This is a genomic window from Alkalibacterium kapii (genome assembly GCF_007988865.1).
In the GTDB taxonomy this organism is placed as follows: Bacteria; Bacillota; Bacilli; order Lactobacillales; family Carnobacteriaceae_A; genus Alkalibacterium; species Alkalibacterium kapii.
Genome location: NZ_BJUY01000002.1, coordinates 75,635 through 102,259 on the forward strand (window position 1 = coordinate 75,635; position 26,625 = coordinate 102,259).

Here is a 26,625-nt window from a genome sequence, read left to right on the forward strand (position 1 = left end):
TAAAAAGTATTGTTGAATCTAGAGTCATCAACAAATATTTTCCGTGTAACTGAGGAGGAAATAAAGTGAAAGTACCTAAGAAAAAGAAAAACAATAAAAAGAAATCACATATTCCTTTTCGATTGAATTTACTGTTTTTTATTATTTTCTTACTTTTTTCAACATTGATTTTACGTCTGGCTTATTTGCAGATCGTACAGGCCGATGAGTATAAAGCGGAAGTTGAACGGACAGAACAGAGAACGATCACCGGCAGCGTCCCCCGCGGAGAAATATTTGACGCGAATTTAAACAAATTAGTGGGAAATGAAGCAAGACACACGATCACCTATACACGTGGAAGTAACGTTCCCGCAAAACAGATGGCTGCTGTTGCTTATGAACTGGCGGATTATATAGATATGCCCCACACGACATCCTTTGAAGTTGATCGACAGTTTGATCTAAGTGAAAGAGATTTGAAAGACTTTTTTATAGCCCGAAATCAAGATGAAATAATCGATAGGCTAAATGATGAAGAACAGAATTTATCTGGTTCTGAATCGTATAGTGCCATGCTCGATAAAGTAGAGGAAACCGAGATTCTGTCGTTAGATGAAAGGCAATTAGATGCAGCAGTAATATTCAAGAAAATGAATGCTGCATACGCTTTAAGTACAGTCAACATTAAAAATCAGGATGTTACCGAGATAGAAATTGCACGCGTAAGTGAAAATCTGGATAAATTCCCCGGCGTCGATACAGGAACGGATTGGGTAAGGTATTATCCTGAGGGAGACATGCTAAGTTCGATCTTGGGAGTCGTCACTTCTGAAGAGCAAGGGGTACCTGAAACAAGACTGAAAACATATCTTGCAAAAGGGTATTCAAGAAATGACCGCGTCGGAAAAAGTTATTTGGAACTTGAATATGAATCTGTATTGAGTGGAACGAAATCGCGGATCGAAACAGAAACGAATACCGATGGTGATATTATTAATCAAGTCCAGAAATATTCTGGTCAAAAAGGCGATAATTTGGTATTGACGATGGATATTGATTTTCAGGAAACCGTTGAACAGATCGCTAAAGATTCACTCAGTCAGCGGGAAGGCCTGAATAATAGTATTTATATTGCAGCAATGGATCCCAATAATGGAGATATACTCGCTATGACAGGCAAAGAAATCGATGAAGGCAAAGTGAACGACATCACTTATGGTATTTTTAATCATAATTTCAGTATGGGTTCCTCGATAAAAGGGGCAACCGTCTTGTCTGCCTACATGGACGGCGTTTTAGATAAAAGCAATAATGTGATCGTCGACCAGCCTCTCCATTTAAAAGACTCTAAGACCATATCTTCTGTCTTCAACAGATACGGCGCTGAACCGGTCAATGATATTAAAGCTTTGGAGGTGTCGTCAAACGTTTACATGGCGCGTCTTGCTATGAGAATGGGCGGAGAATATGATTACACTAAAAATATGTCTTTAAATATTAGCGGGCAGAGGCTTTTGGATAAAGAAAGACATTATTTCAATCAGTTAGGACTTGGAGTTCCAACCGGTATCGATTTACCATCAGAATCAACCGGATTGGAAGGAGCAGCCAGTGTTCCAGGAGGCTTGTTTTTCTCTTTCGGACAGTATGATACCTACACACCGCTCCAGCTTTTGCAGTACACATCAACAATCGCTAATGGCGGTACGCGTATAGCTCCACGTTTAGTATCTGAAATCCGTGATACTAACAAAGATACGGGGAGCGTCGGGGCTTTGAGAACTGAAATTCCAACAAAAGTACTCAATACAGTCGATGTTTCAAAAGAAGCGATGGATCGGGTACAAAAAGGATTTTATGAAGCAGTTAATGGTAGTAGAGGAACAGCGAGAAATTATTTTAAAGGAACGCCTTATGTATCTGCCGGTAAAACAGGAACAGCAGAAGCGTTTTACTGGGATGATGATTTAAAAGAAATCACTGAAAGTGTTATAAACATCACCTACGTGGGATACGCACCCCATGATGATCCGGAAATTGCTGTAGCTGTTGTGGTTCCAAACCTTCCTTTAACAGGACGTACGAATCGCGAAAATACTAGAGCGGCGCGTCGAGTAATGGATGCTTATTTCCAGGTTGGCGAATTTAAAAAAGATAGCTCAACTAAGCCACTGGAAACAGTAGAAGATTTGGCTGACGAAGCGGAAGATCTGGCGACAGAAGAAGCGCCTGAAGAAGTCGAAGAAGAAGTAAATGAAGGAAGCATAGACGAATAGAATCATTTAAGGCATGCTGTGGTGTTTTGCAGCATGCTTTTTCGTATGATAATTTACTTTATTGAAATATATAAGTAAAATTGGAGAGCTTTTTATTTTAAAATTACACGTTCGACAGATAAAGTAGCGTCTTACTGTTCGAACCAGCCGAAGAAGGCTAAGTTCGACTGATTCGTCAGGATAATTAGATGCAACATGCCGAAGTAAGAAAAATTCAACTTTAATAGATAGGTTCGCAAAAAATCTTCTATAAATACAGTATTTACAGTTAACACTTTTTTTAAGGAAACGCTATTAAAAATGAACGCACAAAAAAGGAAGATAAAAGATTCACTTTTATCTTCCTTATATAGGTTTTAAACTGATTATTTCGTTTCGCGGTGCAAAGTTACTTTGCGTTCGCGCGGGCAATACTTTTTAGCTTCCAAACGCTCAGTGTTATTACGTTTATTTTTTGTAGTTATATAGTTACGTTCTTTACATTCTGTGCATTCCAAGGTAATGTTTACTCGCATGATTGTCCCTCCTACTATTCCTGTTTTGAAGGCTATCAAACATGTTAGGGTATCTAGCCTTATACCTTGATTAGAATACCATAATCTGACTTTAAATGCCAATATTTTTTTACAATATCATTCTTTTTTATCTGAAGTTTTCATATAGTGTTCACTCCGATATCCTGCTGGTAGGCTTTTAGTTTATTCTTAAATATGCTATTATTTTAAGGTGAAAGGGGCTGTAATTGTTAGGAACAGAATCGTTTAGAACATATTTGATGGTTTTTTGTATAATTTGTTTACATTGGAAATTACATATTTATACACATATAAAATGGAATAAAAAGCCTAGAAAATTAAGGTTTGAAAACTGTATAGAAAGGTGGAATAAAAAATTGAAAAAGAAGACGATTCAGATACTTTGTCTGGGCTTATTGTTATCTGGCGTAATATTTTTAGGTATGATAAGACTGTTTCCAACACAACCTGATTTAACCAGTGTCCAATCTTCTGAGTCTCTAGTAGAACAAGTGAATATACTTAAAGAAAAAACTCAAAAACTTGAAAAAGAGAATGACCGTATAATAGACGAACTGGATCGCCTGACTGAAGGCTACTCTAATACATTGTCTCTTACAAAAATTTTAGAAATCAAAGAAGATGACCAGACTGAGTATGATTTAGTCGAGGTAAGCAGTGAGAAAGAGTCGCGCGAAAGAAAACAGTTCACTATAACCGTAAAAGATGGAGAGCCGAGCAGTGTGATAGCGGAGCAGCTTCTTGATTTGGGGCTAATTGAAAATCGTTTAGAATTTAATGATTATTTACAGAAGAAAAATTTAGCAGACAAAATCAGTCCGGGAAATTATGTCGTCAGTGAAGGTATGACTAGAGATGAACTTGCTCAAGCTGTCATAGATTAAAAGCTAATATTTGTATTCATACCTATTTCCTTTAAAATAAGAGTATATGAAATGGAGGGAATAAGAGATGGAACTTACAAAAATAACATTAACGGATGGTACAGCACATATTGTCAGCCATTCTCCCCAAGAGGTTTATGAAACGGTTACACACTCTGATGGAAAACCCAAAAACCTTATGCATCTTTTCAAACTGGAGAATCGTGAAGAAATCTATATCAATGCGACTTATATTCAATCAATTGAAAAGGTTGAATCCCATATGTCAGAAAATCATGCCGTAAACAAGCAATCAGAAAACAAGGACGATTCTGAACGCATCAAAGAAAATTTGGAAGCCTCTAAGAAATTTAAAGAAGATCTAGACGGAAACATGGAATAAAACGTTCAATTATCTAAGCTCTTTATACTGTAAAACTGCCTTAAACGGTCGTTAACAGGAAGGGCTTAGATTTTTTTGTGAAAAACCAATTATGGATTGGGTCATTGCAGAAGGGTATGCTATACTATTTAGAGAAAGCAGCAGGGGAGATTAAAGGATGGATTATAAAACAAGACTCAAGATTGAAAGATGGAAACAAGGCCCTTATATTACTTATATCATTCTGGCTATCACAGGATTTATGTATGTGATACAAGAAATATTAGGCGGGAGTACCAATCAATTTGTCCTAGTCAGGCTGGGAGCAAAAGTAAATGAATTCATTGTGCTGGGAGATTGGTTCCGACTGATCACCCCTATGTTTTTACACATTGGTCTTACGCATATTTTATTTAATGCGCTGATTATCTATTTTCTTGGTATTCAACTGGAATCGATTTTTGGACACTGGCGTTTCTTTTTACTATATTTTTTAAGTGGTATTGTTGGTAATGCAACCAGTTTTGCATTCAATCCAAGTATCTCTGCAGGTGCCAGTACAGCTATTTTCGGACTGTTCGGTTCGACCTTGGTTCTGGTGAAGTTATTTCCGGGGCAACCTCAAATCAAAGCCATGGCTAAAAATTTCACCCTGCTGATCATTTTGAATCTGGTTTTTGGGATTTTCAGTTCGGGTATTGACATGGCGGGCCATATAGGCGGATTGATAGGCGGGTATTTAGCAGCTTTTGCACTGTCAACACCAATCGCTTGGCGCACAGATAAAAAACAGCAGTTAATGTATGGTGCACTGTTATTGGTCGTTTTGATCATCCTGATTGTTTTAGGGTACAACAATCTTATTTCTTTAGTAAACCTTTTTTCTTGAAAATGAATAGATAATGGAGGAAAAAACATGCAGAATAAAAACATTATTGGTGTGGACTTGGGTGGCACAACAATTAAATTCGGTATTATAACCCGAGAAGGTAAAATATTGGAACAATGGAGTATAAAGACGGATATAAGCGACGAAGGAACACATATCACGCCGTCGATCATACAATCGATCAACAGTTACATGAAAAAGAACGATCTTTCTGCTAGTGATTTCCTAGGAATCGGTATGGGGTCACCTGGTACAGTGAATAAAAAAAGAGGTACAGTGATAGGTGCCTATAATTTAAACTGGAAAACAGAACAGCCCCTGGAAGAAATGATTGAAGGACAAACAGGGATACCCCTTCATATCGACAACGATGCAAATGTGGCGGCACTTGGAGAACAATGGATCGGTGCGGGGAACAATGAACCGGATGTTGTTTTCATCACGCTCGGTACCGGTGTTGGTGGTGGTGTGATCGTAAACGGAGAACTTGTCCATGGTGAAATAGGAGCGGCTGGTGAGATTGGACATATGACCGTCGATCCAAATGGCTATAGATGTACATGCGGTAAAAAAGGATGTCTTGAAACGGTTGCAAGCGCAACAGGTATTAAAAGATTAGCTCAAGATGGTGCAGCTTCATTTGAAAAAGAAACACCACTGATAAAAGCAATCGCTAACGGTGAAAAAATAAACGCTAAGATCATAATAGATGCGGCTAAAGACGGTGATGAATTTGGTTTGGCTGTAGTTGATAAAGTCACAGATTATCTGGGGCTAGCTTGCGGAAACATCGCCAATTTACTTAATCCTTCTACAATCATTATTGGGGGAGGCGTTTCTAAAGCGGGTGAATTTCTGGCAGAGCGTATAAGAAAACATTTAGCTGTTTATGCGTTTCCAACCATCCGCGAAAGTACGAAGATTCGCATTGCTGAATTAAGTAATGATGCCGGCATCATCGGTGCGAGTTCTCTTGTGATCATAGAGTCTATAAATCAGTCAAATAAATAACAGATATATCCTTTTTTATGTTAAGATGTTTGTATAGAATATGACTATAAAAGAGGTGATAACGATGATCAGAAAAAGGCTTCACAATGATATAGATGTGATCCTTCTTTTGGTTTGTTGTTGCCTTTTTTTATTTGCATGTTCGCCAAAAGAGAATGAAGACCCCGTTTCGGATCAACCTTCAGAAAATGAAAGCTTAACGCTGGCGTCTTTAGATATCGATTATCGTCTCTTTCAAAAAGTTGTTGGCTGGTTTGATGAGACGACACTGCTTGTCCATCTTGGTGATTCAGAAAAACAGCAACTCAATACTTTTGATATATTCACCGGAGAGATGGAGCAAGTATATAGTACGGATTCCGCCATACTCACAATAGAGATGAATCAGGCGAGAGATAAAATTTTACTTCAGGAAATAAAAGATGAACAAACCATCTTTAAAATCGTTACAAAAAAAGGCGAGGTCATTCAGTCGACAGAGTTTTATTTTACCAGCTATGTCAACTTTCATTGGAATCCTACGAATGATAACACCGCCTTTGTGTCTCATTACAACTATGATCACGAGTTGGAAGTAGAAACCATGATCGTATATATCTGGGACATTGAAGAAAACAGTTTTTCTTTAAGAAATATTCCCTCATTGTCGCCAAAATGGTATTCGGAAAATGTTTATTTGTACGTAAATGAACAGCAGGATAATGGACTTTACATTGGCGATGTCAGAGAAGACCAAGAAGACATGATAATCAATAAGGATGTATCCAGCTTTTATATAAATCAGGATACTTTTATCGGTTTAGTGGAATCAGATATTATGGAGGACGAAGTACTGCTTTTCCATGAGTATCCTTTCCTTATAGGCGACAAGGTCATCCGTATACCAAAAGTTACAGCAAACAAAACACTCATTGACCCGCATTTTACACAGTCTACTCGAAATGGAAAGATTTTTGGCGTGATCCCCGACTATTCTTTTGTTATGGAAGAAGATCTGGGTAGTTATCATCTGGCTCATTTAAATTTTCAGAAAGAATTTGTAAATGAAATAATTGAGTTGCCGGAAAATGCGCCCATCGCTTTAAGTCCAAATGAAGACTATTTACTATATGGATGGCGACTCGAATATATTATTGATTTATCTGACCCGGAACTAATCGAACTGCTGGCTATTTTAAATTAAATTTAGACTAGAATATTACTATGTATTGCTGTAAACTGTTAAATGAAATAGAAGAGAGAGGAAGTTTGTTTTTGAGTAATTGGACAATCGCTACAATTATTTTATGGGTCTTGATCATTGCCTATGCAGGATGGGAACTTGTACAATATTTCAGAAGAAAGAAAGCTGCAACACCGCTTGAAAACGAAGCATTTAAAAAAGATATGCGTCGTGCTCAAATCATAGACGTCAGAGAAAAAGACACATTCAATGCTGGTCATATTTTAGGTGCTCGTAATATTCCTTATTCGCAACTAAAACAGCGTGCCGGGGAATTGCGTAAAGATCAGCCTGTTTACTTATACGATGACAAGAAAACGTTCAGCTATCGTGCCGCAATACTGCTGAAAAAACAGGGCTATACAGACTTATATGTTTTGAAGAATGGCTATTCTGGCTGGGATGGAAAAATCAAACGTAAAAAAACTTTCAACTAATAGAGCGACACCACTTGATGAAGTGGACGTTTTTTAACATAATATACACAAAAGGAGATCATTTTGATTTCCTTTTTTTATTAGAGAAGATAAACATACATGATCTTTGACACGCTTTTAATCACCGCAAAAGGGGTATACACGTGAAATATAAAAGCAAAAGGCTGAAGGACGCCGCTTTAAAAGTTTTGACGAATCAATTAGATCTCCGAGATAGAAATGACGTTCCGATTTCGTGGGTTTATACCGCCCTGTTTATGGGAACACTTGTAGTAATCATGAATCAGAATGCAATAAAAACAGCACTACCACAACTGATTATAGATTTACACGTATCTCCTGCAATCGGTCAATGGACAATTTCTGGCTATACATTAGTTAAAGGCATCATGGTTCCCATCACAGCTTTCGCTATGAATAAATTCCGGTCAAGAAATTTGTTTATCTTGATGATGCTGTTTTTTGGTCTTGGATCCATTGTTGCAGCTACCGGGATCACTTTTTATATTGTTTTAATAGGAACTCTGCTTCAAGGCGTCGCTGCGGGTATGGTGATTCCATTGATGCAGACGATTGTTTTAACTGTCTCTCCTATGGAAAAGCGAGGAAGCGCCCTCGGTATGATGGGGGTCATCCTTGGTTTTGGTGGAACATTGGGTCCAGCCCTAGGCGGCTATATTGTAGATGAGTTGTCCTGGCAGTTTATATTCTGGTTCGCTTTTATCGGATCAGTTCTTGTCATTCCTTTAGCTCATTTTACGTTGACTGATGTACTTCCTATGAGCAATCCTACACTAGATTGGGTATCCATCAGATATTCACTTATCGGCTTTGGGTTACTCCTCTTTGGCTTGTCCGTTATGGGGTCTGACGGGTTTGAGTCTGTTACCGCTTGGGCGGGTATACTGATAGGCGTATTTTTTGTGATCCTTTTCATTAGAAGGAATTTAAAAAGTGATGAGCCTATGCTCAATGTTTCGCTTTTTAAAAATAAAACTTTTAGTTTAGCTGTAATAATAGCTATGCTGGGACTCATGGTCGTGACTGGATTGACCAATGTAATGCCGATGTATATTCAAAGTGTGTTAGGCCGTTCAGCAACCTTATCAGGTTTAATTATTTTACCGGGAGGTCTGCTCAAAGCATTTATTGCCCCATTAACCGGAAAACTTTTTGATAAGTATGGTATCAGAGTCATTGGTCCTTTAGGCGGAGTCATTATGTTTAGTGGGACGCTTCTGCTGACCTTTATAACAGAAGCAACACCATTATGGTATGTTGCTGTCATCTACTTGTTCTTGTCCTTAGGATTCGGTATTTTCAACATCCCAGTTACTACAGCGGGCATGAATGCCTTGCCCGACAAAGAAATGAGTCATGCTACCCCGGCGCGACAAACGGTCAGACAAATCGGTTCAAGTTTCTCTATCACCATAGTATTTGCTACAATGTCTATCGTTTCATCTCTTTTACAATCACAGACTTCCGGTACATCCGATGTTTCTGATGCAGGGTCAGCTGTGAGTATTTATGGGATCCAAGGTGGATTTATACTGATTTCCATCCTTGCTTTCATAACCTTTATACTGACACTCTTTTTAAAAGAATCATCAAAAAAAGTATAGCGTAAGCATTCATATAGTCATTCTGTCATGCTGAGTCAAATCAGCGCAGGATGGCTTTTTTAATTTATAATCCTAGAGAGGGGATATGCTCTATAAGTCGAACTCGCTAAGCACCCCTAGCGTGAGTGTGCACTTTTTAAGGTGAGATGTCGAACTCGCTAAGCACCCCTAGCGTGAGTGTGCACTTTTTAAGATGAAATGTCGAACTCACGAAGCAACCCCTGCGTGAGTGTGCAGTTTTTGAGATGAGATGTCGAACTCGCAAAGTACACCCTGCGTGAGTGTGCAGTTTTTAAGAAAAGATGTCGAACTCGCTAAGCACCCCCTAGCGTGAGTGTGCACTTTTTAAGGTGAGATGTCGAACTCGCAAAGTACACCCTGCGTGAGTGTGCACTTTTTAAGGTGAGATGTCGAACTCACGAGTGAATCCTAGCGCGAGTCTGCATTTTCCCCAGTAAAATATTGAACTCGTGAACGAAACCAGTAAATGAACACCTAACTTCTATAACGCTAGACTAAACAATAATATTGCCGATAGCTTTTCTATAAATACTTCTTCTTCATCAGACTAAATAATTTACTTGAACAAACAGTTTATAATATACTAAAAAGAGTACTTTACCTTTACATGAGAAATTATACAGATCTTTTAAAACAGTTAACATACAAGAATCGATCCCATACGGAGGAAATAGACATGGAACTTACCAAGCTGCTTCAGTCAATCAACATTATTGCTAAGAAAAACATTCAAGATAATATAACGATCAACAAGCTGGCCTATCATTCAAGTGAAGTAGAACCGAACACTCTATTTGTCTGTATTCTCGGCTTTAAAACTGATGGCCATCATTATGCTGAAGTCGCAGTAAAAAATGGAGCGCCTGCGCTTGTCGTAGAGCGTTTCATCGAAGACATAGACGTTCCGCAGTTTCTTGTAGCGGATGGAAGAGAAGCGTTAGCACGCTTGTCAGATAGATTCTACGATCATCCTTCGCGCGACATGCGTCTGTTTGGCGTTACGGGAACGAACGGAAAGACAACGATCACTTATATGACCGATGCGGTGTTTGAGGCGCACGGGCTGGATACAGGTATGATAGGTACCATCATGGTAAAGTCTAAAGATAAAAAGATTCCAAGCGTTCTGACCACACCAGAATCGCTTGATTTACAAAAGTACTTTAATAACATGCGGTCGGAAGGTGTTTCACATGTATCAATGGAAGTCTCATCTTCAGCCTTAGCTTTAAAAAGGACAGAAAATGTAGCGTTTGATGTTGCCGCTTTCACTAATATCCACCGCGACCATATCGAACTGCATGGTTCTTTCGAAGCTTATTACAACGCCAAAGCTTCCTTCATACGTCAAGCACCCAAGTCTAGTATAGCTTTACTTAATATCGATGAGGGACTGCTGGAAAATCTGACGAATGAAACAGAAGCACAAGTCGTATCTTTTGGTATCGAGAATGATGCCGGCCATTTTCACGTCACTGATATCGATATGTCAAACGGACTTCCTTCGTTTACAGTCACCCAAAAATATCCAATCAAAAGCTTGACGCACAAACAGATTCAACTCAAACCTTTCAGAATCCACTTATCTGTTCCCGGTTTTTACTCCATATACAATGCTCTAACGGCTATTATTACAGGATTAGTCAATGATATTCCACTGTCAGTCGTGACAAATGGCATAGAAAATTTTAAAGGAGTCGAAAGACGTTTCCAGATACTTTATGAGAAGGATTTTATGGTTATCGACGATTTATTTTTAAATGAGGACAACATTGACGCCGGGATGAATGCACTGAAAGAAATGGACTTTAACACGATCCATTTTGTTCACGCGGTCAGGGGCAATAGAGGCGTAGACGTCAACCGTGAAAATGCAGTAAGAATGGCTGAACGGTTTCCTGAATTGAATATAACCAATATCACGCTTACAGCAAGTCGTTCCCATGTCGGGGAACTGGACTATGTTTCTGACGATGAGACAGCAACGATCATGGATGTGATGGAAGACCAGAATATTGCTGTAGATTTTCATGATGAACTTCATGACGCGCTTGAATCAGTCATCAAGCGAATCAGACCTAATGATATCTTGCTGATTACAGGTGCGCACGGAATGGATCATGGTGCCAGGATCACATTTGAACTGCTGAAGGAGAATAAAATCGGAATCGATCAGAAAGCAATTGAAAAAATGTTGAAATCCAAAACTATCGGCATGGAAGAGATGGATACCTTAGATGTTTCCTGATTTTTAAAAGTAATATAGAAAAGTAAATCACGCCAGTTCTGGCTTTTTCTGAATGAGAAAAGGGCAGATCTGGCGTATTTGTGTCTTGGCAAAAAAGGAAGGACTTAATCATTATTGAGTGAATCGATGATGATCGCAGATGTTTCTTCTATAGATTTGCTGGAAACATTGATGATCTGACAATTCAGTTTTTTATATAAGTCTTCTGCGAATTCAATCTCTCTTCTTATACGTTCCTTGCTTGAATAGGCTGTTTCTGGATCCATGCCGTATGAGATCATGCGCTCACGTCGTATGTTGGAAAGCATTTCTTCTTCATTAGTCAAGCCGACTAACCGTTTTGTATCCACCTTCCATAACTCGTCAGGGATCCGGGATTCTGGCATAAGAGGCAAGTTGGCGACTTTATAGCCTTGATTAGCCATATATATGCTTAAAGGTGTCTTGGATGTTCGAGAAATACCTAAAATAACGATATCTGCTTCCAGAAAACCTTTAGGATCTTTGCCGTCATCATATTTGACTGCAAACTCAAGCGCACTGATGCGGTCAAAGTACTTAGCATCCAGTTTGTGATTGGCACCTGGTTTATGCTGCGGCATCGTGTTTGTTTTGGCTGTGACCTCTCTTATAAGCGGGTTGATCACGTCAATGCATGCAATGCCGTGTTCTGAACAGTAAGTTTCAATTATTTCGACCAGTAAGGTATCTACAAAAGTATGAAGAACAATGGCTTTGAAGTTGTTAGCTTTTTCCAGAACAGTATAGAGCTGATCCTCTTCTTGTATAAAAGGGAAATTTTTCATTTCATAAGCAACATCTGGAAACTGAGCCATCGCAGCAGAGACGACGTTGCCGGCGGTACCTCCAACAGAATCAGACAATACCATGATCGTTAAAGAGTGCGTTTTAGACATAACAGATTCTCCTTTTTTAATGCGTTCTAACCATAGTATATAGGAAGCGGGACATAATGAGAACTTATTTGTAACTTGAAATTTCAGTCTTTTGCGCTATACTGGTTTATGAATAATAAAACATTTAAAGGAAGCGATACATTGACTGCTTTTGAACAGGCTGTTAAAACGTTGAAGCGCAATGGATACAAGACGACAGGAAAAAGACAGCGGATCCTTGAGTTGCTTTATCACTCCAACAAGTATATGTCCGCAAAAGAAGTTCAAGATAGATTAAAGAAAATGTTCCCGGGAATCAGCCCCGACACTATTTACAGAAATCTGCGAACCTTTGTCAGTTTGAAAGTAGTAGAGGAGACGGAACTGAATGGGGAAAAATTGTTCAGAGCCACGTGCGATGTGCACGGGCATCACCATCACTTTATTTGTACATCATGTGGTGAAACCAGAGAGCTTGATTGTCCAATGAGCTTTTTCCAGGATCAGCTGCCGGGATACGACGTGCATTCACACCGATTTGAACTTTTTGGTGAATGCAGTAAATGCCTACAGAAAGACCAATATAAATAGATTAGAAAGAACGTGACTATTTTGTCATTATTTATTCAATGATGTGGTTGACGCTCTGCATATTTTTATATATAATGAATAATGAATTGTAGTATACTTTTTGTTCTGCAATTACATCATTTACTGATAGGGAAGACCAATTGTGACTATTTTATTTTTTGAAAAGCAAATGGAATCCCCTGAACGCACGAGGGGAGGGGAAGAACGTTGACTAAAACAGAAATCAAGAAAGGCGAGAATCTTGAGGATGCTCTTCGTCGTTTCAAACGTTCCGTTTCTAAATCCGGCACTATGAAAGAAGCCCGTAAACGCGAGTACTATGATAAACCAAGTGTTAAACGTAAAAAGAAATCTATAGAAGCACGTAAACGTAAATAATATTTTTGTTTACCAGACGTTTCTTAATGATAGAAGGTGAACGAGATGAGTAAACTTGATCAATTGAATCAAGATATGATAAATGCTATGAAACAGAAAGATAAAGAAAAATTATCAACTGTTCGTATGCTTAAATCTGCACTGCAAACTGAACAGATCAATAAGGGTGAAGAACTCACGGAAGAAGAGGAATTAACGATTCTTGCACGTGAGAAGAAACAGCGCATGGAGTCTTTGAACGAATTTAAAGCAGCCGGTCGCGATGATCTGGTCCTTAAATTAGAAAAAGAACTTTTTGTTGTGAATGGCTATCTTCCAGAACAATTAAGTGAAGAAGAGGTCCGCGCTATTGTTCAGGAAACGATCTCAAAGACGCAGGCTTCATCCATGCAGGACATGGGAAAAGTCATGGGTGCACTGATGCCCAAAGTCAAAGGGAAAGCAGATGGCTCGCTGGTAAGTTCTATTGTTAAAGAAGAATTAAACAAATAAAGTTAAAAAAGAGCGCTATTTAGGTGAAACTAAACCAGCGTTCTTTTTTGTACTCTTTTAATTGAATTAAAAAGATGAATTCCCTGTCAGATTATAGAGTTTTCGCCTTGTTTGTGCTATTATAACTATACTTAAACGACTATGTATCCACTATCAACGACGTGGTCGCTTTTTTATGAAAAGGAGATGTTAACTGGTTGACTGAATCAAATGAAAAACGACGGATTCATCTGGAAGATTCTCAGCGTGTCTTTGCTTTATTTGGTCCTCAAAACAGTTATTTGAATCTAATGGAAGAAGAAATGGCCGTTACTATCAATAGTCGGGGGACCCATCTTGAGGTTGAAGGCGACAGCAAAACGATCGATATGATCGAAATGCTTTTCCAGCAGCTGCTTGTTTTAGAAGACAAAGGCATAACAATAAAAAAAGCAGATATAGTTTCTGCTGTCAGAATGGCGAAACAAGGAAAACTGGATAAATTTGTACGCATGTATGAAGAAGAAATCACCAGAGATAAAGATGGTAAAGTTTTGCGTGCCCGCAATGTGGGGCAGCGAGATTATATCGAGGCGATCAAAAAAGATGATATCGTTTTCGGTGTTGGACCTGCCGGAACAGGAAAGACCTTTGTAGCCGTAGCTATGGCTGTTTCTGCTATGCGAAAAGGAGAGGTCAAGCGTATCATCTTAACACGACCCGCAGTTGAAGCGGGCGAAAATTTAGGCTTTTTACCAGGAGACTTGAAAGAAAAAGTTGATCCGTATCTGCGGCCTTTATATGATGCTCTTTATACCGTTCTCGGTACTGAACACACCAGTCGTCTGATTGAAAGGGAAACGATCGAAATTGCGCCACTGGCTTACATGCGAGGCCGGACACTCGACGATGCTTTTATAATACTGGATGAAGCGCAGAATACGACGACACAACAGATGAAGATGTTTTTAACACGCTTGGGGTTTGGATCGAAAATGGTTATCAATGGCGATATCACTCAAATCGATTTACCTAAAAGAGTAAGCAGTGGCCTCATTCATGCTGAACGGGTACTAAGTACTGTAAAGGGGATTTCACACATTCAGTTTGAAGCGGCAGACGTTGTCAGACACCCACTTGTGGCAAAGGTGATCAACGCTTATGTAAATGAAACGGATAGGGAAGATTAATGGATATAGCGATATATGATGAAACAAAGCAAATAACTGAAACAAAGCGGGAAATGATGGAAGCGATATTAGAATTTGCTGCCGGCAAGCTAAGCATCCCAGAAAACGCAGAAATTTCAATCTCAGTGGTCGAAAATGAAAAAATAAGAGAAATCAATCGTGACTATAGAAACAAAGATGCAGTAACGGATGTCATCAGTTTTGCTCTAGAAGATGATGAAGATATATTTATGACGCTGGATACGCTGGATACAGCTATACCAAGAGATCTGGGTGATATTTTCCTTTCATACGATAAGGCAGTGGAACAAGCAGCAGAATATGGACATTCCGTTGACAGAGAGTTAGGCTTCTTGCTCGTTCATGGCTTTTTGCATCTCAACGGTTATGATCATATGGCTGAAGCGGATGAAAAAGAAATGTTTGCACTACAAGAGGAGATTCTAAGAGAGTATGGACTCACAAGATAAAAACGATTTACCAAGTAAAAATAGAAAATACAGAGATTCTTTCCGCTATGCTTTAAAAGGAGTTAAAACAGCTTTTCAGGAAGAACGTAATATGCGGACACATGTGCTGGCTGGGTTATTTATCTTTATCCTGTCTTTGTTTTTAAATTTAACACGAGATGAATGGCTCTGGCTGATTCTGGTCAGTTACCTTGTTTTTGTTATGGAGCTTATTAATACCGTGATCGAAAATCTGGTAGACCTGGTCACTGATAGATATCATCCGATAGCTGAGAAAGTAAAGGATATGGCGGCGGCTGTCGTTCTTGTGACAGCTGGTTTGGCTGCACTGACCGGGGTTATTATTTTGTTACCAAAAATTTTGAAAATACTAATGTAAAGAGGCGATAGCAATGGATGAAAACAAAAGAAAAGAATTAGTAAAGCAAGCTGACGGTATGCTGGAAAAAGCGTATGTTCCTTACTCACATTTTCCTGTGGGCGCTGCACTTAAAACTAAAGATGGTAAAACCTATACCGGCTGTAATATTGAAAATGCTTCATACAGCTTATCTAACTGCGCAGAACGTACAGCTATTTTCAAGGCAGTTTCTGAAGGGGAAAGAGAGTTTGACTACTTTGTTATCACAGGTGGGACAGATGAACCGATCTCTCCATGCGGAGCCTGCCGTCAGGTTATGGCAGAATTCTTTGAGCCGGATATGAAAGTGCTGCTGACAAACGAAGATGGAAAAATAAAAGAAACAACAGTAACAGAATTATTACCTGGTGCATTTCAAGCGGAGGACATGGTTTGATAGAAGAGTCTTCGTATAAATCCGGCTTTGTATCGATTGTGGGGCGTCCTAATGTAGGGAAATCCACATTATTGAATCGATTAGTCGGACAAAAAATTGCAATCATGAGTGACAAATCTCAAACGACGCGTAACAAAATCCAAGGCATTGCAACAACAAATAAAGAACAAATCGTATTTATTGATACACCAGGCATTCATAAACCCAAGCATCGTTTGGGAGACTTTATGGTGGAAACGGCATTAAGTACATTTAATGAGGTGGATGTGGTGATGTTTTTAGTCAATGTCACCGAAAAACGTGGCCCTGGCGATAATTATATTATTGAAAAGCTGAAGTATGTGGAAAGTCCTGTGTTTCTGGTCCTCAATAAAATCGACCAAGTTCACCCGGATGAACTGCTTCCAATTATTGAAGACTACAATAACCAGATGACATTTTCAGAAATCGTACCTATCTCAGCAAAAGACGGTAACAATGTGGAACATCTAGTGAAAACGATTCGTAATTACCTGCCTTTGGGACCACAGTTTTACCCGGAAGACCAGGTGACTGATCACCCAGAATACTTTATCGTATCTGAACTGATCCGTGAAAAAATACTGGAACGCACACGTGAAGAAGTTCCGCATTCGATCGCAGTTGTCATTGAAAGCATGCAGCGTAATGCAGATGACAAAGTAGAAGTAAGAGCCGTCATTAATGCGGAAAGAAAGTCACAAAAAGGGATCATCATAGGAAAACAAGGTAAAATGATCAAGGAAATCGGAATACACGCACGACGTGATATCGAGAAGCTTCTTGGAGATAAAATTTATCTGGAGTTGTTCGTGAAAGTACAGAGCAACTGGCGCGACAAACAGACGAATCTGAAAGAGTTTGGTTATAATAAAGAAGAATATTGAGACTAACTTGAAAGTGAGAAGGTGAAGGATTGGCTCAGTTAGAAGAAGTGCATGGACTGGTGCTGTCTGTTAGAAAACACCGGGAACGCGACTTTCTGGTCAAACTCTTTACATGTGAGTACGGGAAATTGATGTTTTTTGTGCGTGGAACAAAGAATCCGAACAATAAACTGAGACCTGCAATCCAGCCGTTCACTCAAGCTGTGTATATTGCGGATATCAGAGATAGGGGCTTGAGTTTTCTACGGGATTCCAAAAATGTGTCCCCTTTTTCTTTCATTCAGCAGGATATCTTTAAAAATGCCTATGCCACTTATATCCTGCAGCTGGCCGATGCGGCTCTTGAAGACAGACAAACTGACCCAGGCTTATTTGAACAGCTCAATAAAGGACTTGGAGCGATCGATGAAGGACTGGATGCTGAAGTCATCATGAATATGTTCGAAGTCCGTTTCCTCAGGTATTTTGGTGTTATGCCCGAGCTGCGCGGCTGTGTGATCTGTGGAGTGACGGAAGGCGCTTTTGATTATTCAAGTCTGCATCATGGCCTTTTATGCCCGAAACACTTTCATGAAGATGAGAGGCGCTACCATGCCAGTCCTAAAGCCATTCACTTTATCCGACTTTTTTCTGTCATCTCCTTTGATAAGATCAATTCGATCTCGGTCAAAGAAGAAACGAAAAAAGAAATCAGGGATGTGCTGGATCAGCTGTATGATGAGCTTGTTGGAATCAAACTTAAAAGCCGAAAATTCATCGACAGCATGAAAGAGTGGGGTAATCTGCTGAAACGACACTGAAGGGGAATAATAATTAATCACTTCATTACTGTCCTGTTTTTAGCAGGATTTACTTTGATCAATGTAAAAATAATCTTAAACATAAGAAAAATCACTCTTTTTCATCAGATTTCAAAAGGTCTGATCTTTATTCAACCTGTCATCGTCATCGTATTCTTGGTTATGGCCGTTTTGCTGGCGGAGACGATAATGGAATACAGCGTCTTTATTAGCGCTGCTAGTGCTCTGATTCTTTCGATTTTTAATAAAGGATTTACTGATAAGGGCATCATTCCTCTACTGACAAGTAGTTTAAGAAACATGATAGGGTATGAATATAAATTTGGTCAGACACGAGAATGGTTGATCCTGGTTCAGAAAAAACGGTTGAAAATCAGATTTACCGTGACTTATGGACAGAAACGTGAGAATGTTTATTATGTCTATTTCGACAAAAAGAACAAAGAAGCCATAGAGTCATTGCTGCATGCACATCAGTTACCGGTCAATGTCGAGATCGACAGGTGATGGCTGTTGACAAAAAGCTGACTTTCTGTAAAAATAGTAAAGAATAACATGATGAATAGCACGATGACAGAAGAAGTAAAATCGACTTCTCTTTATTAGCGACTGCAGGACAGTGAAAGCTGCAGAAGAGAACGTTTTGAAAGGCATCTGAAGTGCGTATATAAAGTGCCGGTGATTTTGTATATTTCCGGAAGTAGGGTGGAACCGCGAGAAGACTCGTCCCTATACTGAACCAGCATGTATCAGTATAGAGATGAGTCTTTTTTTGTTTTATTAAAAGGAGAGAAAAAAATGGAAGAAGTCAAAACATTTCAGGACATAATTTTAACTTTACAGAAGTACTGGTCTGATCAGGGCTGTATGCTGATGCAGGCCTATGATACAGAAAAAGGTGCTGGAACGATGAGTCCGTACACTTTTTTACGTGCGATAGGACCTGAACCTTGGAATGCCGCATATGTCGAACCAAGTCGCAGACCTGCCGACGGGCGTTATGGGAAAAACCCCAATCGTTTATATCAGCATCATCAATTCCAGGTCGTGATGAAACCTTCGCCAAAAAACATACAGGAACTTTATATCGAAAGCCTTAAAGCTCTAGGTATCGATCCTTTAAAACATGATATCCGTTTTGTTGAAGACAACTGGGAAAATCCTTCCCTTGGCTGTGCGGGATTGGGCTGGGAAGTCTGGCTGGACGGAATGGAAGTCACACAGTTTACTTATTTCCAACAAGTTGGCGGACTTGAAGTCGACTCTGTAACGAGTGAGTTAACTTACGGGCTGGAACGTCTGGCTTCATATATCCAGGACGTGCAGAGTGTTTATGATATCGAATGGGCACCCGGAGTAAAGTACGGAGAAATATTCAAACATCCAGAATATGAACATTCAGTTTATTCTTTTGATAACAGTGATACAGCCTTTTTGTTTAATCAGTTTTCAGTTTTTGAAAAAGAAGCGATGAAGCAGATCGAAAGAAATCTGGTCCATCCTGCCTATGATTATGTTCTTAAATGCAGTCACGCCTTCAATCTCTTAGATGCCAGAGGAGCCGTATCTGCTACGGACCGTCCAGATTATCTGAAACGTATCCGTCATATGGCACGTCTTATCGCCAAGGCCTTTTTACAAGAACGTGCAAAACTGTCTTTCCCATTACTTAAAAATGGTGAGAAAGACAAGTGGATCGAAAAATACGGCAGCAAGGAGGGAAAATAATGACACACACTTATTTACTTGAAATCGGACTGGAAGAAATGCCGGCAAAAATTATCTCAAATGCTGCAATTCAGTTGAAAGATATCGTCAGTACTCATTTAAAAGATAACGAACTGAATTATTCCAGCATCGATGTTTGGAGCACCCCAAGACGTCTGGCTGTTACGGTAAATGGTTTGGACACCAGGCAGGCCGACCGATTGGAGACTGTGAAAGGTCCTGCTAAACGTATAGCTTTGGAAGACGACGGAAACTGGTCAAAAGCAGCGATCGGTTTCACTAAAGGACAGAAAGCATCTGTGGAAGATATCGTCTTCAAGGAAGTAAAAGGCGAAGAATATGTCTTTGTCGAAAAAGAAATCAAAGGAGAATCTGCCCAGCAGGTACTAAAACGCCTGGGAAGCCAATTATCGTCACTATCCTTCCCGGTATCGATGAAATGGGGCAATTTCTCATATAAATTTATCCGGCCTGTCCATTGGCTCGTATCCTTACTTGATGATGACGTTGTTCCAATGGATCTGTTCGATGTTTCTGCAGGACGAAAAACAGAAGGCCACCGATTCTTGGGCCAGACGATCACATTAAATCGTGCAGCAGATTATGTAGAGGCTTTAAAACAGGAACACGTTTCAGTCGATCGAGCAGAACGAAAACAGACGATCATTGAGCAGATCCAAAGAATGTGCCAGGAAAACAATTGGCAGGATCCCACGGATAATGAAGCACTAGTTAATGAGGTCACTGATTTAGTGGAGTGGCCAACTGTTTTTTATGGTTCTTTTGATAAAGATTATCTTGAAGTCCCTGAAATCGTTCTGGAAACAGCCATGGCTGACCATCAGCGTTACTTCCCTGTGCGAGAAGCAGGAAAGGGCAGTTCTTTCTTGCCTTACTTTATCGCTGTCAGAAATGGGAACGACAAAGGACTCGATCATGTACGCAAAGGCAATGAAAAAGTACTGGATGCTCGTCTGGCTGATGCCGCTTTCTTTTATGAGGAAGATAAAAAACATGACATTGACTTCTTTGTTGAAAAACTGAAGCATGTATCCTTCCATGAAAAAATTGGCTCTCTTTATGAAAAACAGGAGCGTATCGAACGACTTTCTCAGTTTTTGGCACCGTATTTTGAATTAACACTTGGAGAAAATCAGGAACTGAAACGCGCTGCACATATATGTAAATTTGACTTAGTGACTCAAACAGTGACAGAATTCACGTCACTTCAAGGGGAAGTAGCTGGAATATTTGCCCGTGAACGAAAAGAAACACCGAATGTTTCAAAAGCTTTAGCTGAACAGTATCTCCCTCAAAGCCTTGAAGGAAAACTACCTGAAAGCAAAATAGGAGCGATCATATCACTTGCCGACAAGATGGACTCTTTGATGTCGTTTTTCGCAATCGGTCTCGTGCCAACGGGCTCTAATGATCCTTTTGCATTACGCAGACAGGCTATGGGAATCGTACGTATAATCGAAGCCTTCAGTATCCCATTAGCTGTCACGGACTGGATCGATGACATCGTCAACGAGACTCAGGATGTCGAGACAAAAGCGTTATACGAACAAAACAAAGCCAATGTCAGTCGGTTCATACTCGATCGTCTCGATTTATGGCTGTCAAAATATGCAGAGCTGGAAAAGGCGTTTGATGTGAGGAAAGCTGTCCTGCATGCTTCGCATGACGAGCTGATTGCTTTGATCGACCAGGCAAAGGTTTTAAATAAAGAAAAGCAGTCAGAACAGTTCAAGCCGGTTGTTGAATCATTGACCCGTGTGGCTAATTTAGCTGAAAAAGCAGATCTGAATGTTTCTGTAAATACTGAATTATTCGAATCAGACTCTGAACGAGCACTCTATGATGCTGGGATCACGATGCAGATGCAAAATGATAACAATACTAGCGCCAAAGAAAAGTGGCAGCAGTTCGTTCAGCTTCACCCACTAATTGATGCCTTTTTCGATGAAAACATGGTCATGACAGATGATAAAGCGGTGAAAGACAACCGTCTGGCTCTTCTGAGACAAATCGATCAGCTGGCAAAACCTTTCGCTCAGTTCAAGGCACTTGTGATCAAATAAAAAATCAGAGAAGGCAGTCCATCTGCCTTTTTCTGTTTATACAAAGAAGGTTTAGAGCACAACGTAGCTGAAAACGTTTCTAAGTAATTTCAAACTCATTTAAAAGGAGGAATATTATGAGCGCGGAGGAAAGACGTGAAGAGATTCTCACCTTGCTAAAAAAGTACAAGAGTCCGATCATTGCCCGTGAACTGGCTGAACGATTCAATGTCAGCCGGCAAGTTATCGTAGGTGATATCGCCTTGTTGAGAGCAGCCGGTCAGTCTATTTATTCGACACCTAAAGGGTATGTGATGAGAGAAGAGAAGACCAAGGGGATGACGACTCAGCTCGTCTGCGTGCATAGACGCGAAGAAACGAGGGAAGAGTTGTATACCATCGTTGACTGTGGATGTGAGGTACTAGATGTTATCGTCGAACATCCATTTTACGGTATGATCCGGGGAGATCTGAATATTTCCAGCAGACTGGAGGTCGATGAATTCCTTGAAAGAATAGAGGCGACGGAAACATCTTTACTGTCAACGCTGACTCATGGGATCCATACCCATACGATTCGTGTAAGAGATGAAAAGACACTGGGAAAACTGACTTCAGCTCTTAAAGAAAAAGGCTACCTTTACGAGTAAAAATAAACTATTGACATCTCCTGTTTCCCCCGTATACTTAATAGGTGTAAAGACACCTGTATACACATAGAAAAAGGAGATGTTTCATATTAAACGAACAAATACATTGAAGCTGACTATGACAGCTTTACTCACTGCAATTGCCATCACGATTCCTTTAGTGATGCCAGTAAGAGTGGTCCTGCCGCCTGCATCATTCACTTTAGCAAGTCACGTGCCTATTTTTTTCGCATTGTTTCTTTCTCCTAAAATCGCGGTACTGGTATCTTTGGGATCCGCTGCCGGTTTTTTACTTGCCGGGTTGCCTATCGTCATTACGATTCGCGCTCTAAGCCACGTCGTCTTTGCCTTTTTTGGTGCGCGGTACCTACATATTAGACGTGAGAATGTTTTGGATTCGCCAGTGAAAAGTCAGATTTTTTCCTTTTGGATCGGCTTGATCCATGCCGTTGCTGAGGTCGGGGTCGTGTCGCTGTTCTTTTTCGGCTTACTTAAAGGGGCTGACTACAATGAAACATTCTTTTATTCCGTGTTTTTACTCGTTGGTGTTGGTACCTTGATTCATAGTATGGTCGATTTCTTGATTGCTCAGGTAATCTGGAAAAGTCTGGGGAAACGTATGAGATCCCTCACCAAAAAATTGAACATTTAGTCATTAAACAAACAAAGTATGAAATAATAAGATAAATCAGCCGGGCCGGGACAATAAAGTTCCAGCCTTTTTCTCATTTAAATGTATTGTTCAGATTGAGTCTCATAAAGTAGATAGGTTATTTAAAATTTTATTTACTGGCTTTAATACAACAGAAGGAGAGCTTGGTTTTATAAAAAATGACACTAGAGAAATGATTGTTTGAATCATCAGTTAATACTGATTATCTTTGGAGTTAAACTTAAGAGAGCCATTTATTCAAAGCCGAAAGATTTAAGTCCTACTGAATTTGTGGTATACTAGTGAATGATTATTATAGGGGGAGTATGCTTTCCTTTTATTCCTATATAAGCAGCCCGTATAAGAAGGGGGATGAAAAATGAGTAGAATACCTGAAGAAACAATTAATTCTATTCGTGAAAAAACGGATATCGTTCAGGTTATTTCTCAATATCTTCAATTAAGAAGTTCGGGACAGAATCTTTTCGCATCCTGCCCCTTTCACGATGATAAAACACCTTCTTTTTCAGTCAGTAAAAAGAAACAGATTTATCATTGTTTCAGTTGTGGAAGAGGAGGAAATGTTTTCGGTTTTCTACAAGAAATCGAAGGCATATCGTTTGTGGAAGCTGTAGCTAAAACGGCTGAACTTTCAGATGTCGAAGTCGACCAGTCCTTGTTCGATCAGTCGAGAAGCAGTCGGTTCGATCCGGACTCCACGAAAGGCAAGTTACTGGCCGTTTATGAAAAAGCCCAGCTCTTTTATCATCATATCCTGATGAACACGAAAGCAGGAGAAGCAGCCTTAAACTATCTCATTGACAGAGGGATAACTGAAGAAAGTATTGAAACATTTAAAATCGGCTTTTCTCCACCACAAAGAGAAGCTCTGAAAATGTATTTAGAAAATGAAAATTTAGACGATGTGGATATCCTGAAAAAATCAGGATTGTTTTCTGATAGAGAAGACGATAAGTTTTATGACCGCTTCACGAATCGTATCCTTTTCCCGATAACCGATGCCAAAGGTCAAACAGTTGCCTTTTCCGGACGGATATTTTTAGAGAATGGCGATCAGCAGAGAAGAACAGCAAAATATATGAATAGTCCAGAAACCGAAATTTTCAATAAACGTCGTATTTTGTTTAATTATGATAAAGCGCGACCGATTATACGTCGTGAAGGAGAAGTTTTTTTATTTGAAGGTTTTATGGATGTCATCTCAGCCTGGCAGGCCGGAATAAGAAATGGCTTGGCGACGATGGGGACCAGCTTGACTGAAGAACAGGTACACACACTGGATAAAGTAACAGACCATATCGTGATCGCTTATGATGGTGATTCAGCTGGACTTCAAGCAATCAAGCGAGCGACCGAATTTATTTCAGAAGAAACGCACTTTTCGATAGAAATCGCTGCCTTTCCTGAAAAAATGGATCCGGATGATTTCATACAAAAGAAAGGCCCGGAAGCTTTCAAAGATTTTCTTGCTCACGGACGCGATACTCTGATGAGCTTTTTAATGAACTACCATAAAAAAGAAGTCAATCTGGATAATGAAAGTGATCAGTTAAAATATATAGATAAAGTGTTGAGTGAATTGACACGTGTCACTTCAGCTGTCGAACGGGAGATGTATCTTAACCAGTTGTCTGAAAGATTCGATTTGTCGATAGAGTCTTTAAAAGAACAGCTGCACGGACATATCATTTCCAGTCAAAAGGAACGCAGAAAGCAGCACCACAGAAGAAGTGACAATCAGCCAGTCAAAAAACAGGAAGCCACTCAGATCATTGTGCATCAGAACAAGAACAAAATGACGGCAGTAATGAAAGCAGAAAATGCATTGCTGTACCGATTGTTTACGAATGATGAAGTTTGGCAGAACATTACCTCACTTGAAAATGAATTAAGCTTTTCTGTAGAATCAAACCAGCTTTTATTTTTATTGTACGAAAAATTTTACCACTCACACGATTATCCCAATGTTCAGTCCTTTATCGACTTTCTCCCGGATGAAAAACTTAAAAGCAAAGCGACAGAAGTTATGATGCTCTCTTTATCAGAAGACATTGCACCGGGTGAAATAGAAGATTATCTGGATTTGATCTGTAACCGACAGCCACTCGAAAACCTTATAGAAAGCAAGCGTGAAGAACTGGCGGAGGCAAAGCGGAGTGGAGATAAAGACAGACAACAATCGTTGAGTATTGAAATAATCAATTTATACCGACAATTAAAAAACAAATAGAATAAATCAGGAGGCATGTCATTTTATGGCAAAAGACACAAAGAACAATCAAAAAACGCCTGAAGAAAAATATGAGCTCGCAGTCGTTCGCTTTATTAAAGATTTAAAGAAACAGAAAGAACAGACAGTTTCATATGTTAAAATCACTGACGAGCTGGCAGAACCGTTCGGCTTGGAAAAAGAACAAATGGATGACTTGGTTCAAAAGCTTGAAGATGAAGGTGTGGGCGTTGTCGATGAAGAAGGCAATCCACTGACAAAGCAATTGAAAAAGCAGGAAAAAGAAGCAGAGAAAGCTAAAAAAGAAGAAATGATCGCTCCTCCTGGCGTTAAAATCAATGACCCTGTGCGCATGTACTTGAAAGAAATCGGCCGCGTAGATTTACTTTCAGCCGCTGAAGAAGTGTCTTTGGCTAAGCGCATCGAAGCAGGGGAAGATCTGGCCAAGCAGGAACTGGCTGAAGCCAACTTGAGATTAGTTGTGTCTATTGCAAAACGTTACGTTGGTCGCGGCATGAGCTTTTTAGACCTGATACAAGAAGGTAATATGGGTCTTATGAAAGCTGTTGAAAAATTTGACTATGAGAAAGGATTCAAATTCTCAACCTATGCCACATGGTGGATCAGACAGGCGATCACACGTGCAATCGCAGACCAGGCACGTACGATCCGTATTCCTGTCCACATGGTGGAAACGATCAACAAACTGGTTCGTATTCAGCGTCAACTGCTGCAGGATCTAGGTAGAGAACCAACACCCGAAGAAATCGGAGCGGAAATGGATCTTCCTACAGAAAAAGTTCGCGATATCCTGAAAATTTCCCAGGAACCTGTCTCACTTGAAACGCCTATCGGAGAAGAAGATGATTCTCACTTAGGAGACTTTATTGAAGATGACGGTGCAACAAGTCCGGCTGACAATGCTGCTTATGAATTACTCAAAAACGAGCTGGAAGATGTGCTGGATACATTAACTGACCGGGAAGAAAATGTTCTGCGACTGCGGTTTGGACTGGACGATGGTCGTCAAAGAACACTGGAAGACGTAGGCAAAGTATTTGGGGTCACAAGAGAACGTATCCGTCAAATCGAAGCCAAAGCATTGAGGAAATTACGCCATCCAAGTCGCTCGAAACAATTGAAAGACTTTTTGGAATAAAGTTATAGTCGTGAACACGTAGAGAGAAGCGGATAAAGACGTGTAAAGTAAAAGTTCTTGTCGCTTTTCTTTGCATTCTGTTCACAATTTTGGTATACTAATTTCTGGCTTGTTCAGTTAATGAAATATGCT

At 39.8% G+C, this 26,625-nt stretch carries 27 protein-coding genes; 25 read left to right on the forward strand and 2 right to left on the reverse strand.

Translation table 11 applies throughout. The features are described 5' to 3' along the window. Positions 1–65: 65 nt before the first annotated feature. Entirely contained in the window at positions 66–2,258 is a 2,193-nt protein-coding gene (locus AKA01nite_RS01275; protein WP_146923009.1) for a peptidoglycan D,D-transpeptidase FtsI family protein, read from the forward strand. Between the two features lie 365 nt (positions 2,259–2,623). Here the strand turns inward: AKA01nite_RS01275 and rpmG are convergent, their stop codons facing one another. Continuing rightward, positions 2,624–2,773: a 50S ribosomal protein L33 gene (rpmG, locus tag AKA01nite_RS01280; protein WP_146923011.1), complete on the reverse strand. Its 150-nt coding sequence runs from the start codon at positions 2,771–2,773 to the stop codon at positions 2,624–2,626. 377 nt (positions 2,774–3,150) lie between these two features. Between rpmG and AKA01nite_RS01285 the strand changes: the two genes are divergently transcribed. From AKA01nite_RS01285 to AKA01nite_RS01320, 8 genes are all read left to right on the forward strand, one after another. After that, complete coding sequence (locus tag AKA01nite_RS01285; protein ID WP_146923013.1) at positions 3,151–3,678, forward strand: endolytic transglycosylase MltG; 528 nt, start codon at positions 3,151–3,153, stop codon at positions 3,676–3,678. Between the two features lie 67 nt (positions 3,679–3,745). Next, positions 3,746–4,060 (forward strand): hypothetical protein, encoded by a 315-nt coding sequence (locus AKA01nite_RS01290; protein ID WP_146923015.1) that lies wholly within the window; start codon positions 3,746–3,748, stop codon positions 4,058–4,060. Between the two features lie 157 nt (positions 4,061–4,217). Further along, on the forward strand, positions 4,218–4,928 hold the full coding sequence (locus tag AKA01nite_RS01295) for a rhomboid family intramembrane serine protease (RefSeq protein WP_146923018.1): 711 nt from the start codon (positions 4,218–4,220) through the stop codon (positions 4,926–4,928). 27 nt (positions 4,929–4,955) lie between these two features. Then, on the forward strand, positions 4,956–5,939 hold the full coding sequence (locus AKA01nite_RS01300) for an ROK family glucokinase (RefSeq protein WP_146923020.1): 984 nt from the start codon (positions 4,956–4,958) through the stop codon (positions 5,937–5,939). Between the two features lie 64 nt (positions 5,940–6,003). Then, positions 6,004–7,122: a YqgU-like beta propeller domain-containing protein gene (locus AKA01nite_RS01305; protein ID WP_146923022.1), complete on the forward strand. Its 1,119-nt coding sequence runs from the start codon at positions 6,004–6,006 to the stop codon at positions 7,120–7,122. Positions 7,123–7,193: 71 nt separating this feature from the next. Beyond that, complete coding sequence (locus tag AKA01nite_RS01310; RefSeq protein WP_246116957.1) at positions 7,194–7,598, forward strand: rhodanese-like domain-containing protein; 405 nt, start codon at positions 7,194–7,196, stop codon at positions 7,596–7,598. 143 nt (positions 7,599–7,741) lie between these two features. Next, positions 7,742–9,223 (forward strand): DHA2 family efflux MFS transporter permease subunit, encoded by a 1,482-nt coding sequence (locus AKA01nite_RS01315; RefSeq protein ID WP_146923025.1) that lies wholly within the window; start codon positions 7,742–7,744, stop codon positions 9,221–9,223. Positions 9,224–9,920: 697 nt separating this feature from the next. After that, a complete protein-coding gene (locus tag AKA01nite_RS01320; RefSeq protein WP_146923028.1) occupies positions 9,921–11,492 on the forward strand; it encodes a Mur ligase family protein in 1,572 nt (523 codons plus the stop codon). Positions 11,493–11,596: 104 nt separating this feature from the next. On the opposite strand, the gene AKA01nite_RS01325 is transcribed toward AKA01nite_RS01320, so the two are convergent. Further along, on the reverse strand, positions 11,597–12,409 hold the full coding sequence (locus tag AKA01nite_RS01325) for a pyruvate, water dikinase regulatory protein (protein ID WP_146923030.1): 813 nt from the start codon (positions 12,407–12,409) through the stop codon (positions 11,597–11,599). A gap of 141 nt (positions 12,410–12,550) precedes the next feature. On the opposite strand from AKA01nite_RS01325, the gene AKA01nite_RS01330 reads away from it, so the two are divergent. From AKA01nite_RS01330 to rpoD, 16 genes are all read left to right on the forward strand, one after another. After that, positions 12,551–12,979, forward strand: a complete 429-nt coding sequence (locus AKA01nite_RS01330; protein ID WP_146923032.1) for a Fur family transcriptional regulator — start codon at positions 12,551–12,553, stop codon at positions 12,977–12,979. A 207-nt stretch (positions 12,980–13,186) separates the two neighbouring features. After that, positions 13,187–13,357: a 30S ribosomal protein S21 gene (gene rpsU, locus AKA01nite_RS01335; protein WP_146923034.1), complete on the forward strand. Its 171-nt coding sequence runs from the start codon at positions 13,187–13,189 to the stop codon at positions 13,355–13,357. A 45-nt stretch (positions 13,358–13,402) separates the two neighbouring features. Next, entirely contained in the window at positions 13,403–13,849 is a 447-nt protein-coding gene (locus AKA01nite_RS01340; RefSeq protein WP_146923036.1) for a GatB/YqeY domain-containing protein, read from the forward strand. 197 nt (positions 13,850–14,046) lie between these two features. Then, positions 14,047–15,018 (forward strand): PhoH family protein, encoded by a 972-nt coding sequence (locus AKA01nite_RS01345; protein WP_146923038.1) that lies wholly within the window; start codon positions 14,047–14,049, stop codon positions 15,016–15,018. Beyond that, complete coding sequence (gene ybeY / locus AKA01nite_RS01350; RefSeq protein ID WP_146923040.1) at positions 15,018–15,488, forward strand: rRNA maturation RNase YbeY; 471 nt, start codon at positions 15,018–15,020, stop codon at positions 15,486–15,488. Before AKA01nite_RS01345 ends, ybeY begins: the two co-directional genes overlap by 1 nt. Further along, complete coding sequence (locus tag AKA01nite_RS01355; protein ID WP_146923042.1) at positions 15,472–15,867, forward strand: diacylglycerol kinase family protein; 396 nt, start codon at positions 15,472–15,474, stop codon at positions 15,865–15,867. The genes ybeY and AKA01nite_RS01355 overlap by 17 nt, the downstream gene beginning before the upstream one ends. 13 nt (positions 15,868–15,880) lie before the next feature. Beyond that, positions 15,881–16,285 (forward strand): cytidine deaminase, encoded by a 405-nt coding sequence (locus AKA01nite_RS01360; protein ID WP_146923044.1) that lies wholly within the window; start codon positions 15,881–15,883, stop codon positions 16,283–16,285. Next, positions 16,285–17,190, forward strand: a complete 906-nt coding sequence (era, locus tag AKA01nite_RS01365; RefSeq protein ID WP_146923179.1) for a GTPase Era — start codon at positions 16,285–16,287, stop codon at positions 17,188–17,190. The genes AKA01nite_RS01360 and era overlap by 1 nt, the downstream gene beginning before the upstream one ends. A 29-nt stretch (positions 17,191–17,219) precedes the next feature. Next, on the forward strand, positions 17,220–17,990 hold the full coding sequence (gene recO, locus AKA01nite_RS01370; protein ID WP_146923046.1) for a DNA repair protein RecO: 771 nt from the start codon (positions 17,220–17,222) through the stop codon (positions 17,988–17,990). Between the two features lie 54 nt (positions 17,991–18,044). Continuing rightward, positions 18,045–18,497, forward strand: a complete 453-nt coding sequence (locus AKA01nite_RS01375) for a hypothetical protein (RefSeq protein WP_146923048.1) — start codon at positions 18,045–18,047, stop codon at positions 18,495–18,497. Between the two features lie 291 nt (positions 18,498–18,788). Then, entirely contained in the window at positions 18,789–19,718 is a 930-nt protein-coding gene (glyQ, locus tag AKA01nite_RS01380) for a glycine--tRNA ligase subunit alpha (RefSeq protein WP_146923050.1), read from the forward strand. Continuing rightward, on the forward strand, positions 19,718–21,802 hold the full coding sequence (glyS, locus tag AKA01nite_RS01385; protein ID WP_146923052.1) for a glycine--tRNA ligase subunit beta: 2,085 nt from the start codon (positions 19,718–19,720) through the stop codon (positions 21,800–21,802). Before glyQ ends, glyS begins: the two co-directional genes overlap by 1 nt. A gap of 116 nt (positions 21,803–21,918) precedes the next feature. Continuing rightward, positions 21,919–22,431: a transcription repressor NadR gene (locus tag AKA01nite_RS01390; protein WP_146923054.1), complete on the forward strand. Its 513-nt coding sequence runs from the start codon at positions 21,919–21,921 to the stop codon at positions 22,429–22,431. A gap of 79 nt (positions 22,432–22,510) precedes the next feature. Beyond that, the gene (locus AKA01nite_RS01395) at positions 22,511–23,083 is read left to right on the forward strand and encodes a hypothetical protein (RefSeq protein WP_146923056.1); all 573 of its coding nucleotides are present in this window, start codon (positions 22,511–22,513) and stop codon (positions 23,081–23,083) included. A 379-nt stretch (positions 23,084–23,462) separates the two neighbouring features. Then, positions 23,463–25,334: a DNA primase gene (gene dnaG, locus AKA01nite_RS01400; protein ID WP_146923058.1), complete on the forward strand. Its 1,872-nt coding sequence runs from the start codon at positions 23,463–23,465 to the stop codon at positions 25,332–25,334. 25 nt (positions 25,335–25,359) lie between these two features. After that, positions 25,360–26,493: an RNA polymerase sigma factor RpoD gene (gene rpoD, locus AKA01nite_RS01405; RefSeq protein ID WP_146923060.1), complete on the forward strand. Its 1,134-nt coding sequence runs from the start codon at positions 25,360–25,362 to the stop codon at positions 26,491–26,493. Positions 26,494–26,625 lie beyond the last annotated feature (132 nt).